Source organism: Saccharopolyspora sp. NPDC049426 (assembly GCF_040676935.1).
GTDB lineage: Bacteria > Actinomycetota > Actinomycetes > Mycobacteriales > Pseudonocardiaceae > Saccharopolyspora.
Window position 1 is genome coordinate 178,738 of the sequence record NZ_JBFAPZ010000001.1, and the last position, 13,374, is coordinate 192,111.

The following is a 13,374-nucleotide window of genomic DNA, read 5'->3' on the forward strand; positions in this document are numbered from 1 at the left end:
CCGCGCGGAGCGACCCGGCGCGAGCGAATTCGCGACGAGCAGCGTCAGCAGCACGAGTCCGGCCGCCGCGACCGCGACCCAGGACGTCGCCGTGCCCAGGGGTTCGGCGAGCGCGATGAGGCCGACCGCGATCGCCGGGCAACCCGCCCCCAGGTAGAAGGCGAGGTAGAGCGCTCCGGTGATCGCGCCGCGCTGCGCCGGAGGTGCCGTTCGCTCGACGGCAGCGGCGGCGCCTCCGTACGCCAGCCCGTGCCCGGCGCCCGCCGTGACCGCCGCGATCAGCGTGACCGCCACGGCGGAACAACCCAGCGGCTCGTTCGCGCTGTGCGGCTTCTCCACCGCCGCCACCCGCCTGCTCCCACCGGCCGCGGCGGCGCTGCGCGAGCACTACCCGCAGGTCCAGGTCCGGGTGATCGAGGCCGAACCGGCGCGCTGCTTCGACCTGCTGCTCTCCGGCGACGCCGACCTGGCCCTGGTGATCAACACCGCGGACCTGCCGCCGTCCGCGGACGAGCGCTTCGAGCAGCAGCAGCTCCTCGACGACCCGCTGGACCTGGTGGTGCCGGTCGGTCACCGGTTGGCCGAGCGCTCCCGGGTGTCGCTGGCCGATGTCGCCGACGAGCAGTGGATCGTCGGAAGCCCCGGCAGCACCTACCACCAGCTGGTGCGCGCCGCCTGCATGTCGGCCGGGTTCAGCCCGAACGTCGCGCACCACGCCGACGAGTGGGACACCGGAACGGCCCTGGTCGCGCACCACTTCGGCATCATCCTGGTCCCGCGCCTGGCACGCCTGCACGACTGGCCGGTGGTGCGCATCCCCCTGCACGGCGAGCCCGCCCCGGCCCGCAGGATCCTCGCCGCCACCCGGCTCGGCGGCAGCAGCCACCCGTTGGCCCGAACGGCGCTCGCCACGATCACCGCCACGGCGAAGACCCTGCTGCCCACGCCCTGAGCTCAGCGCACCCCGATCACCGCGAACGGGCCCACGTCCTGCCGGACGAACCCGGGCGAGTCGAACAGGGCGGGGTCGAACCGCACGTCGTAGACCTGCACGTTGGGCTGGTGCGGGAACGCGTCGTGGGACAGCGTGATGTGCAGGCCGTCCGGCCGCCGCCGCAGCACGAACGCGTTCGGCGGCGCGAACTCGCCGCGTCGCAGCAGCTCCCGCAGCCTGCGCGGATCACCGGCTTGGGCCCACCGGGAGATCTCGGCGGAGCGGTCCTCGTACCGGGACAGCGGGTTGGCGTAGTGCGGGGTCTCCTGCTGGAAGCCCCAGAAGGGCGCGAAGGACAGCAGCGGGTAGTGGGCCGTCAGCAGCACGGTGTCCGAGGGTTCGCGGCCGGTCGTCTCGCGCACGGCGCGCAGCAGGTCGTCGTGCCAGGCGCCGTCGACGGCGGGGTCGTCCTGGCGCTGCGCGTTGCTCCCCGTCGGGTAGTAGTCGGTGTGGGCCGGTTCGGCGGCCTCCGCGATCTCGGAGGTCAACGCCGTCTCCACGACGCCGACCGCACCGGCCAGCCCCAGCAGGAACGTCAGCGCCGCGGCTTGAACCCGCACGTGTTCCGGCAGCAGCGGCTGGATCCGCCGCCGAAGCTCCAGGATCCCCAGCACACCGGCCACGGCCAGCGCCACGTCGAGCACCACCGCCACCCGGAACGCGAGCAGCGTCGTGTGCGCCGCGACCGCCATCGTCGACAGCCCGAACCACAGGTAGACCACGCCGGTGAGCGCCAGCAGCGCCGCGGCCACCTCGCTGTGCCGGAAGGCCAGCACCGACCAGCAGAAACCGGTCAGGCACAGCACCCCGAACAGCGAGGGCTCCAGGAACGGCAGCGGCGGCACCGACTCCGGCGGCAGGTAGTTGTTCGCCGCTCCCGCCGAGGGCGCCCCGCCCAGCCGCGCCACCAGGAACGGTCCCCAGCAGGTCAGCGCCACCACCCCGGCGACCGCGCCGATCCCGAGCACGCGGGGCGCGAGCTCCCGGACGGGACGGATCCGCCGCGCGGCGAGCACGACCGCCATCGTCAGCACCACGGCGGTCGCGAACGCCAGGTGCAGCGCGTAGCTCAGTCCCGCGAAGCCGAGGAACACCCCGACGCCGATCACGGCCCCGACATGCCGGTGCGCCCGACAGCGCAGCAGGTGCCAGGCCACGACCGCGACCGGCGGGAGCCAGGCCGCCGCCATCCACGCGTACGGCTCGTCGAACCCGTGGAGGAACCCCGACAGGCCGGTGGCGACCGCGGCCAGCACCGCGATCCGCCGCCGCAGGACCGCGCTCCACAGCACGAAGGCGACGACCGAGGTGATCGCGACGGTCACCAGCGCGAACGGTTTGAACGCCGCCCAGGCGGGCATCCCGGTCAGCTCGGCGAAACGCCCGCCGAGCCAGAACCAGCCCGCCGGGTAGTACGGCGGCAGATCCGCGTAGTTCATGTCCGCGAGCGCCGGCGAGTCCGCCAGCCGCGTCAGGTACTGCGTCCGGAACATCTGGTCGATCGAGGTGCCGCCGTAGTAGAGCCGGGTCGGCTCCAACGGCCACGCCAGCACGGAGGTGACCAGCGCGGACAGCGCCACCCACACCGCGGGCACCAGCTTGCGGCCGACGACGTCGAGCAGCGCGGCGCCGAGCAGCAGCGCGAGGACGACGACCGCGCAGGCGGTGGCCGCGACCTCCGGCAGGGCGGTCGGCTCGCTGAGCCCGAACCGCGCGATCGGCAGCTGCACCGCCAGGCTCGTGGCGGCCGCGACGACGACCGCCGCCCCCAGCTCACCGATCAGCCGCACCGCCGACCGCGACCGAAGACACCCCTGCGCAGCCGAATGTTCCACGATCAAGTGACCTTAGGTGGTCACGCCCGCATCCCGAGCTCGCAAACGGAGTCCCTCGTCCGCCCGATCGTCCGAAGGCGGCAGTGAGGCGCGACTCAACGACCCCGGCCCTTGGGAACAGTCGTCGTGGGGGTGTTGTTGACTCCTGTTGTGAGTGTTGAGCAGCAGAAACGTCGGGGTCGGGTTCGTGCCGCCGAGCTGGTGGGACGGCAGTGGTTGAACACCGGAGGCAAGGAGCTCCAGCTCCAGGACTTCCGGGGCAAGGTCGTCGTCCTGGACTTCTGGACCTTCTGCTGCATCAACTGCCTGCACGTGATCGACGAGCTGCGCCCGCTCGAAGCCGAGTTCGCCGACGAGGTCGTGACCGTCGGCGTGCACTCGCCGAAGTTCGAGCACGAGGCCGATCCGGACGCCCTGATCGCCGCCGTCGAGCGCTACGCCGTGCACCACCCGGTGCTCGACGACCCCGAGCTGACCACCTGGCAGAACTACGCGGTGAAGGCGTGGCCGACGCTGGTCGTCATCGACCCCGAGGGCTACGTCGTGCACGTCGCCGCAGGTGAGGGCCACGTCGAGGCGCTGCGCAGCGTGATCTCCGAGGTCGTCGCCGAGCACGAGGCCAAGGGCACCCTGCACCGCGGCGACGGCCCCTACGTGCCACCGCCCGCGCCGGAGACCACGCTGCGGTTCCCCGGCAAGGTCATCGCGCTGAACAACGGGAACCTGCTGGTCTCGGACTCGGCGAACCACTCGCTGGTGGAGTTCGAGTCCGACGGCGAGACCGTGGTGCGCCGCATCGGCACCGGTGAGCGGGGACGCGCCGACGGCGTCGAGCCGACGTTCGCCGAGCCCGCCGGGCTCGCGGCGCTGCCGGAGGACGTGGCGGCGGCCGTCGGCTACGACGTGGTCGTCGCCGACACGGTGAACCACCTGCTGCGCGGCCTGCGGCTCTCCGACGGCGCGGTGACGAGCCTGGCCGGCATCGGTGAGCAGTGGCGGGACGGGTCCGACAGCGGCCGGGCGCTGGAGACACCGCTGACCAGCCCGTGGGACGTCGCCTGGTGGGAGCCCGCCGGTGGCGTGGTGATCGCGATGGCGGGCAACCACACGCTCGGCCTGTTCGACCCGAACACCGGCGAGGTCCGCCGGTTCGCGGGCACCACCGTCGAAGGCCTGCGCGATGGTGCCGCTGACCAGGCGTTCTTCGCGCAGACCTCCGGTCTCGCCGACGGCGGCGACCGGCTGTGGCTGGCCGATTCGGAGACCTCCGCGCTGCGCTGGGTGGAGGCCGACGGCGACGGCTTCGCGATCCGCACCGCCGTGGGCACCGGCCTGTTCGACTTCGGCCACGCCGACGGTCCGGCGGGCGAGGCGCTGCTCCAGCACCCGCTGGGCGTCGCCGTGCTGGCGGACGGTTCGGTCGCGGTCTGCGACACCTACAACGGCGCGATCCGCCGCTACGAGCCCGCCACCGACGAGGTGTCGACACTGGCCACCGACGTCTCCGAGCCCTCCGGCGCGACCGTCGTCGACGGCGAGCTGGTCGTGGTCGCCTCCGCCGCCCACCGGCTGGAGCGCCCGGTGCCGCCCGGCCTGGCAGCGAAGCTGATCAGCGGTGCGTCGCAGCAGGTCAAGCGGCCAGCGACCGAGATCGCTTCGGGCGAGGTGGAGCTCGCGGTGGTGTTCACGCCGCCGCCGGGCACCAAGCTCGACGAGCGCTACGGGCCCTCCACCCGCCTGGAGATCACCTCGACGCCGGAGGAGCTGCTGGTCGAGGGCGCGGGCGTGGGCACCGACCTGACCCGTCGTCTCGTGCTGGCCGACGGGATCGAGCAGGGCGTGCTGCACGTGGTCGCCCAGGCCGCCAGCTGCGACGACGACGATGAGGTCGAGCACCCCGCGTGCCGGCTGACCCGGCAGGACTGGGGCGTGCCGGTCACGATCTCGGACGGCGGCCCGGACCGGCTGCCGCTGGTGATGGGCGGTCTCGACGCCTGACCGGCACTGCTGGGACGGCGGGGACGAATTGAGACCTATCTGGTATTTGAGCTCGAAACCCCAGGTCATGGGGATGTGGACGGGGCCGCTCTCAGTTGAGCGCGGCCCCGTCGTCGCGCGTTGCCCAGGAGAATCGCGAATCGCGTGGTCAAGGCCGTGTTTTGAGGGCCCCCTGGCCCCGGGGTCACCCGGCGGTGGCAAGTAAACTTTTCGGGTGACCGATGCCAAGCTCGAAATCCAGATGCTGCACGACAGGGTCATGGTGCGCATCGCTGCTGAATCCGGGGAACGCCGCAGCAGCGGCGGCATCGTGATTCCGGCGACCGCGCAGATGGCCAAGCGGCTGATCTGGGGAGAGGTCTTCGGCGTGGGAAGTCACGTGCGGACCGTCAAGGTCGGCGACCAGGTCCTGTTCAACCCCGACGAGCAGTTCGAGGTCGAGGTCCAGGGGCAGGCGTACCTGGTGATGCGGGAGCGGGATCTGCACGCCGTGGCCACGGAACAGACCGAGCAGGGCACGGGCCTGTACCTGTAATCGGCGCCCCGAGCCGGAACCCCGGCCAGCGCGGGCGAGCGAGCACTTCCACGCCCCCACCGCACGACCGACAGGAGAAGGGGAAGCGGTGCCGGAAAACCACGACAACCGCACTGGTGCGGACCCGTCCACCGAACGGCTGCGCACCGACTCGGGCCAGCAGCACTCGTCCGACACCGGGACCACGCAGGCCTGGCCCGTCCAGGACCCCCAGGGCCAGGGCGGATCACCCGCGCCGGAGTCGGACAGCGAGCGCACCCAGCAGATCGCCGCGCTGCCCGCGGACTTCAGCGGCTTCCCCATCGGCGCCACGCAGACCATCCCCGCCGTCGGCTCCGATCAACCCACGGCCTACCACGGCGCCGAGCAGACCGATCCCGGCGCGACGCAGATGTTCGGCGGCCAGCAGGGCGGTGTCGGGGGCAGCCAGCTGAGCTGGAACACCTCCGACGAACCCACGCCCGCCGACGAGAAGCGGCAGAAGCTGCTCAAGGGCGGCCTGATCGCCGGTGCCGCCGCCGCTGCCCTGGTGCTGCTCTACGTCGGCGACCTGCTGTTCACCAGCGGATCGCTGCCGCGCGGCACCGTCGTCGCAGGCGTCGACGTCGGCACCCTCGACCCGGCCGCCGCCGAGAGCAAGCTCCGCGACGAGCTCGAACCCGGCCTCGACAAGCCGGTCCGGCTGCAGGTCGGCGACCGCGGCGCCACCGTCAAGCCCGACGACGTCGGGCTGCAGATGGACTGGGCCGAGACGGTCAAGAAGGCCGACGACGAGCCGCTGAACCCCTTCACCCGGATCGGCTCCCTGTTCAGCACCCACGACGTGACCCCGGTCAGCCGCAGCGACCGCGAGCAGCTGGTGGCGGCGCTGCAGGAGGTCAGTCCGCAGCTGGGCCTGGAGCCCACGGACGGCGACATCCGCTTCGAGGGCACCACGCCGATCCCGGTGAACCCGGTGCCCGGCCAGAACCTCGACATCCAGCACGCGGCCGACGCGGTGCAGGCCAAGTGGGCTGAGGGACGGCCGATCTCGCTGCCGGTCACCCAGCTCCCGGTGAGCACCACCCGCGAGGGCGTGCAGAAGGCGCTGCACGAGATCGCCGAGCCGGCCGTGGCCTCGCCGGTGACCGTGCGCGGCCAGGGCAAGAACGCGACGCTGGCACCGGAGGCGATCGCCGAGGCGCTGCGCTTCACCCCCGACGGTCGTGGCGGCCTGAAGGCGAGCCTCGAAGGTCCCGTGCTGGTGGGAGCCATCGAACCGCAGCTGCGCGACACCATGAAGCCCGGCAAGAACGCCGAGATCAAGCTGGAGAACGGCGCTCCGGTCGTGCACCCGTCGGAGGACGGTGTCGGTGTCGACTGGGAGAAGAGCCTGGCGCCGCTGCTCGACACGCTGCGCAAGCCGCAGCAGCGCGCGGTCCAGGCGGTCTACGTGCCGGCACCGGCGCAGTTCACCACCGACCAGGCCAACCAGCTCGGCATCCGCGAGGTCGTCGGCGAGTTCCAGACCGGCGGTTTCGAACCGGCTTCCGGTGTGAACATCCGCCGGGTCGCAGAGCAGGTCAACGGCGCGATCCTGCGTCCGGGCGAGACGTTCAGCCTCAACGGCTACACCGGACCGCGCGGCGTCCCGCAGGGCTACGTGGAGTCGGGGATCATCGAGGACGGCCACCCGGGCAAGGCGGTCGGCGGTGGCATCTCGCAGTTCGCGACCACGCTGTACAACGCCTCGTACTTCGGGGGCATGCAGGACGTCGAGCACAAGGCGCACAGCTACTACATCAGCCGCTACCCGGCGGGTCGCGAGGCGACGGTGTTCCAGTCACCGAACGGCAAGAGCATCATCGACGTGAAGTTCAAGAACGTCGCCAAGAGCGGCATCATGATCACCACGGAGTGGACTCCGTCGTCGATCAAGGTGAAGCTGTGGGGCACCAAGCAGTTCGACGTGCAGTCGTCGACGGGCCCGCGCACCGAACCGACGCCGCCGATGGAGAAGCCCGGCCCGGTGACCGGCCCCTGCAGCCCGAGCAAGGGCACGCCCGGCTTCACCGTCGTCGACACCCGCACCATCCGGGACATCACGACCGGCCAGGTTCGCACGGAGAACCAGAAGGTCAAGTACAACCCGCAGCCGATCATCCACTGCCCACCGCCACCACCGCGCTGATCAGCGACGACGAGGGCCCTTCCCGTTCCGGGAGGGGCCCTTTCGTCGTCATGGGGACATGTCGACATCCCCGTCGGGGCACTTGTCGACATCGCGCCACGGGCGGTTCTGGTCCGAACCGTCCATGACCAAGGTCCTCTTTGTCCGGACAGTTCGGACCAGAACCGCCACTGGCCACCGCGGGCGGGACCACGCCCCCGGTTCCTCCCGGTAATGGCGGGATGTCGACATATCGCTCTTCAGCGCTGCGCGTCGGCCACTGTGCGTGGTGGTCGCGTTGGGCTCGGGCCGTGGTGGTGGCCACAGGCCGGGGGTGTTCGGCCTGGTGGGGAGGGTGTGGTTCTGGTGCGAAAGCGGTGTGAGCGCGGGAAATCCTTTCGCTCGGCCAGCCCTGGTGAGGCAGGTTTGCCGCCTGGTGACCGCCGGGTTGATCGCGGATTTCGACGAACTTGATGGATTCGCAACACGAGGTATTGGGTTTACGTCCGATCGAGTGGCACCATTCGAGCACCCGCGTTCTCACCTACTAGGAGTTACATCGTGGCGCGTCGCAGGACCCTCCGTGCGCTGGCAATGTTGCCCGCGCTGACCCTGGCTGTGGCAGTGACAGGTTGTGTCGAATCCACGACGGGTGGCGGTGCCCCAGGCGGCGGCGAACTGAGCCTCATCGCTCCTGGTTCGCTGACCACCTGCACCCATCTCCCCTACGAGCCGTTCCAGTTCCCCGGCGAAGGCGGCAAGATCGTCGGCTTCGACGTCGAGCTGGTGGACCTGGTCGCGCGCGACCTCGGTGTGCAGCAGAAGATCGTCGACGCGCCGTTCGACGAGGGAATCCAGTCGGGTGAGTCGCTCAACAGCGGCCAGTGCGACGTGGCCGCCGCCGCGATGACCATCACCGACTCCCGCAAGCAGAACCTGGACTTCTCCGACCCGTACTTCAACGCGGAGCAGGCCCTGATGGTCAAGAAGGGTTCGGGCATCACCGACCTGTCCCAGCTGCGCGGCAAGAAGCTGGGCGTGCAGGTCGGCACCACCGGCAAGGACTACGCCGAGGCGCACAAGGCCGAGTTCGGCTACGAGGTCGTGGACTTCGACGACCTGGCCCTGCAGCAGACCGCGGTCAAGACCGGTCAGGTCGACGCCGCGGTGAACGACAACGGCGTGCTCTACAACTTCGCCAAGAACAACCCGGACACCGAGGTCACCAAGGAGTTCGTGACCGGGGACAAGTACGGAATCGGCGTCCGCAAGGGCAACGCCGCGCTGCTGGCCAAGGTCAACGAGTCCCTCGCCAAGGCCAAGCAGTCCGGTGAGTACGACCGCATCTACGAGAAGTGGTTCGGCAAGAAGCCGGAGTGACCCGCTGATACGTGGCATCTCGGGGCCGGCGTCGAACACGCCGGCCCCGAGCGGTGCAGCGGGGCCGCGCACACCGTCGCGGTAGCCCGCCGGACATATGGAGAGAAGTCGATGACAACCGAGATCGAGCGGCCCAAGGCAGGCATGGGCCGACGACAGCGGGCGCGGCTCAACCTCGGAATCCAGTACGCGGTGCTGGTCGTGGTTCTCGCCCTGGTGATCTTCATCGCGGACTGGGGCCAGATCGGCCGGGCGTTCTTCAACATCGAGGTCGCCAAGGCGCAGTTCCCCGACGTGATCACCACCGCGCTGCTCAACACCCTCATCTACACCGCGGTGGGCTTCGCGTTCGGCCTCGGCCTGGCGATCGTGCTGGCGCTGATGAAGATGTCGCCGGTTGCCCCCTACCGGTGGATCGCCACCGGCTACATCGAGCTGTTCCGCGGACTTCCCGCCCTTCTGGTGTTCATCGCGTTCGGCTACGGCATGCCGATCGCCTTCGGGCTGAAGTTCAACAACCTCTCCACCGTGATGCTCAGCCTCGGCCTGGTCGGCGCCGCCTACATGGCCGAGACCATCCGGGCGGGCATCCAGGCGGTGCCGAAGGGCCAGGTCGAGGCGGCGCGCTCGCTGGGCATGTCGTCGAGCCGCACGATGGTGACCGTGGTGCTGCCGCAGGCCTTCCGGATCATCCTCCCGCCGCTGACCAACGAACTGATCCTGCTGACCAAGGACTCGTCGCTGATCTACCTGCTGGGACTGTCGGTCGGCCAGTACGAGCTCGCCAAGTTCGGGCGCGGCGCGCTGAACCAGTACCAGTCGCTGACGCCGATCCTGATCGCCGGTCTGTGCTATCTGATCATCACGATTCCGCTGTCGCGCGTCTCCGACCTGCTGGAGCGCAAGTTCGGCGGCGTCCGGACCAAGGGGGCCACCAAGTGAGCGACGTGATGATCGAGCTCTCCGGGCTGAGCAAGTCCTTCGGCTCGCTGGAAGTGCTGCGCGACATCGACCTGCAGGTCCAGCGCGGCGAGGTCGTGTGCGTCATCGGGCCGTCCGGGTCCGGCAAGTCGACCCTGCTGCGCTGCGTGAACCTGCTGGAAGAGCCGTCGGCGGGCAAGGTTTCGGTCGACGGCACCGAGCTGACCGACCCGGACACCGACCTCGACGGCTCCCGGCGTCACGTCGGCATGGTCTTCCAGCAGTTCAACCTCTTCTCCCACCTGTCGGTGCTGGAGAACCTGACGGTGGCGCAGCGCAAGGTGCTGGGCCGCTCGAAGGAGGAGTCGGAGAAGGTCGCCGAGGAGAACCTGGCCAAGGTCGGGCTCTCCGAGAAGGCCGGTTCGATGCCCGCGCAGCTCTCCGGCGGTCAGCAGCAGCGGGTCGCGATCGCGCGGGCGCTGTCGATGAACCCGCACGTGATGCTCTTCGACGAGCCGACCTCGGCGCTGGACCCGGAGCTGGTCGGCGACGTGCTCGGCGTGATGCGGCAACTCGCCGATGAGGGCATGACGATGCTGGTGGTGACCCACGAGATGCAGTTCGCCCGCGAGGTCGCCGACCGCGTCCTGTTCATGGACGGTGGCGGCATCGTCGAGCAGGGCCCGCCGGCCGAGGTCATCGGCAACCCGAAGGAGGAGCGCACCCGCACCTTCCTGGCCCGAGTGCTGGATCCGATCTAGATATCCGTCGTCCTGCTCAGCGGTGCGAGTGGGGGAACCTGAGCGGCTTCGTGGACTCCGCGCGCCACTCCTTGAGTATGTGAATACGCGGCGTCGCGGCGTGCTCGCCACGAAGCCGCTCAGAACCCCCGGCGGTGCAGGTTGCTCAGGTGGTGAAGGAGAAAGCACCTTCGGTGCTTGCCTGACGTGGGATGGCTCTTGAGTTGTGCTTCGGACGACCCTGGCGTGTTGGTGTGCGACACGCCGGGGTCGTTTCACGTGGAACGGGAGGTCAAGTAGGCCATCCCGGTGTTTTCTGGTGCGGGGCGAAACCTCATGTCGTGGTCAGACGTCCTAATAGGTAGATGATCGACAACGCGTCACGCGGTTTCGGGGGCTACGGGTGCCTAGCGGCAAGGTGAGGGAGAACGGCAACGGTCCGCTGACCGCGGCCGAGCGACGAGTGGACGAGCTGCTGCGGCAGGGCAGACCGGAGACGCCGGAAGGCGAACCGCTCGACGTGCTGGCCGAGGAGTTCGAGGCGGACAAGGAGATCCGCGGCGAGTTCCTCACGCGGCGGCTGATCGACTCGCCGGACGAGGCGAGCTGGCGGCCCTTCACCAGGAAGGCCCGGCAACAGCCGGTGATCCTCATCAAGGACGCGGTGATCAGCGGCTGCCTGGACCTGCGCGCCGCCGAACTGCCCTACCTGCTGGAGTTCGTCCGCTGCCGGTTCCTCGAAGCCCCCGACGTCCGGCAGGCGTCGCTGGCCGGACTGGTGCTGCGGAACTGCCTGCTGCCGGGGATGCAGGCGCGGAACCTGCGCACCACCAGCGACACCCACCTGCTGCACTGCACCAGCCGCAACGGCGTCATCGACCTCGCCGACGCCGAGCTCGGCGGCTCGCTGCTGCTCAACGGCAGCGACCTGAACAACCCCGGCCGGCGCGCCATCTACGCCGACCGGCTGACGGTGGCCGGGGCGATGCTGGCCATGGGGATCAGCGTCGCCGGCGAGATCCGCATCCCCGGTGCCAAGATCGGCGGCAACCTCACGCTGGCCGGTGCCACGCTGCGCAACCGGGGCCGGTTGGCGCTCAACGCCAACGGGATCCAGCTCGGCGGTTCGCTGCGCTGCGACGCCGACCCGAACACCGGGAAGTCCTTCACCGTGGCCGGGCTGGTGTTCATCCCGAGCGCCACCATCGCCGGTGATCTGCGGATGCGCGACGCCGTGCTGGAGCCCGGGATGAGCCCGCCGAGGCGGGGCGAGTCGCCCTACGACGACCCGACCAGCACGCTCATCGCCGACCGCAGCCACGTGCACGGCGACGTCGAGATGGACGAGAACTTCCGCAGCGGCGGGACGATTCGCATGGTCAGCGCCCGCATAGAGGGGGACCTGCGGTTGTCCGGCGCTCAGATCGACCTGACCTGGGCGCAGTCCGCGCGGGCCGCGGTGGACCGCTCGCTGCGCGCCCTGCACATCGACGGCACCGAGATCCGCGGCAACCTCGCGGCGGGTTGGGTCAACGTCTGGGGCGAGTGGCGGATGACCGACGTCCAGGTGCACGGCAGCTTCCAGCTCAACCGGGCTCGGCTGACCGGCGCGCGGACGGATGTGCTGCAGGCGAGCCGGATGACCGTCGGCAGCAACTTCGACTGCCGGGAAGCCGACATCAGCGGGTCGATCCAGCTGCAGGGCGCCTCGATCGGCGCCAACCTCGACCTGCGGGCCAGCGAACTCACCAAACCCGCCTGGCACCGCCACAAGCTCGCCTACAAGCCCTCGGTGGACCTGCGCGGAGCGCGGATCGCGCGGGACCTGGTCTGCGCCTCGGGCGTCCGGCCGTTCGTGGCCGAAGGCGAGGTGCAGCTGCGCCGGAGCGAGATCGGCAGGCAGGCCAACTTCTGGGGAGCCCGGCTCGGAGACGGGTTGAGCCGCAACGCCATCAACGGGTTCGGCCTGGTCGCCCAGGAGCTGACGCTCAGCGTCGAGGATCCGCCGAAGGGCCGGATCCTGTTGCGGCAGGCCCAGTGCGAGCTGCTCGCGGACAACGCGCGGCTGTGGGAGGCCAGCGGCGGAGTCGACGTCGAGGACTTCAGCTACGACAACTTCACCGACAGCGTCGAACCCACCGACGTGGACAAGGTCAAGGAGCGGCTGGCCTGGCTGCGCGCCAACTCGGGCGACCGCTACCAGCCCGGGTCCTACGACCAGCTCGCGCACGTCTTCAGCGGCAACGGCAACGAGGAGCACGCGGTCACGGTGCTGATCGAGAAGCAGCGCCACCGCTACAAGGCGATCGCGGCCTCGACGCGGCCCGCGTTCCGCCCGCCGGTCCGCTTGTGGAGCCTGCTGCAACTGGCGACGGTCAGCTACGGCTACCGGCCGCTGCGCGCCCTGATCTGGCTGGTGCTGCTCACGGCCGCGGGCACCACGTGGTTCTCGGTGCACGGACCGCTGCAACCGGTCAACGACGAGGACCACCCGCACTGGAGCCCGCTGCTCTACACCGTCGACCAGCTGGTCCCGATCATCAACCTCGGCCACGACGTCATGTGGCGGACCCAGGGTCCGTCGCAGTGGATCACCGTCGCGCTCATCGCCGCGGGCTGGATCCTCGCCACCACGGTCGCGGCCGGCATCACCAGAGCCCTCCGCCGGGACATCCAGTGACCCCTCACCCGTCCGGGGCGGGCGGATTCGAATTTCGCGCGAAATTCGAAAAGCCCCGCCCCTTCGGGGGATTCCTGCCCTCCGTGCGGGTGGAATCCGGGTTCTGCGGGCTGATCTCGTGCTCAGATCGAGGAGTTTGGTC

9 protein-coding genes are annotated in these 13,374 nt (G+C 70.1%); 8 read left to right on the top strand and 1 reads right to left on the bottom strand.

Annotated elements, in window-relative coordinates; genetic code table 11:
* The first annotated feature begins 178 nt into the window (after window positions 1–178).
* Window positions 179–952, top strand: coding sequence for a LysR substrate-binding domain-containing protein (locus tag AB0J78_RS00815; RefSeq protein WP_363785505.1), 774 nt, complete (start codon window positions 179–181; stop codon window positions 950–952).
* A gap of 2 nt (window positions 953–954) precedes the next feature.
* On the opposite strand, the gene AB0J78_RS00820 is transcribed toward AB0J78_RS00815, so the two are convergent.
* Window positions 955–2,829, bottom strand: coding sequence for an arabinofuranosyltransferase (locus AB0J78_RS00820; protein WP_363785508.1), 1,875 nt, complete (start codon window positions 2,827–2,829; stop codon window positions 955–957).
* 150 nt (window positions 2,830–2,979) lie between these two features.
* Between AB0J78_RS00820 and AB0J78_RS00825 the strand changes: the two genes are divergently transcribed.
* The 7 genes from AB0J78_RS00825 (at window position 2,980) to AB0J78_RS00855 (ending at window position 13,232) form a co-directional block, all read left to right on the top strand.
* Window positions 2,980–4,827 carry an NHL domain-containing thioredoxin family protein gene (locus tag AB0J78_RS00825; protein ID WP_363785510.1) on the top strand — a complete coding sequence of 616 codons (1,848 nt, stop codon included), beginning with the start codon at window positions 2,980–2,982 and terminating at the stop codon, window positions 4,825–4,827.
* Window positions 4,828–5,041: 214 nt separating this feature from the next.
* Entirely contained in the window at window positions 5,042–5,362 is a 321-nt protein-coding gene (locus AB0J78_RS00830; RefSeq protein WP_132672051.1) for a co-chaperone GroES, read from the top strand.
* Between the two features lie 88 nt (window positions 5,363–5,450).
* Window positions 5,451–7,532, top strand: a complete 2,082-nt coding sequence (locus AB0J78_RS00835) for a VanW family protein (protein ID WP_363785513.1) — start codon at window positions 5,451–5,453, stop codon at window positions 7,530–7,532.
* 573 nt (window positions 7,533–8,105) lie between these two features.
* On the top strand, window positions 8,106–8,891 hold the full coding sequence (locus AB0J78_RS00840) for a basic amino acid ABC transporter substrate-binding protein (protein ID WP_363786345.1): 786 nt from the start codon (window positions 8,106–8,108) through the stop codon (window positions 8,889–8,891).
* Between the two features lie 144 nt (window positions 8,892–9,035).
* The gene (locus AB0J78_RS00845) at window positions 9,036–9,833 is read left to right on the top strand and encodes an amino acid ABC transporter permease (protein ID WP_363786347.1); all 798 of its coding nucleotides are present in this window, start codon (window positions 9,036–9,038) and stop codon (window positions 9,831–9,833) included.
* Entirely contained in the window at window positions 9,830–10,573 is a 744-nt protein-coding gene (locus AB0J78_RS00850) for an amino acid ABC transporter ATP-binding protein (protein WP_363785516.1), read from the top strand. Before AB0J78_RS00845 ends, AB0J78_RS00850 begins: the two co-directional genes overlap by 4 nt.
* A gap of 382 nt (window positions 10,574–10,955) precedes the next feature.
* Window positions 10,956–13,232 (top strand): oxidoreductase, encoded by a 2,277-nt coding sequence (locus AB0J78_RS00855; RefSeq protein ID WP_363785518.1) that lies wholly within the window; start codon window positions 10,956–10,958, stop codon window positions 13,230–13,232.
* Window positions 13,233–13,374 lie beyond the last annotated feature (142 nt).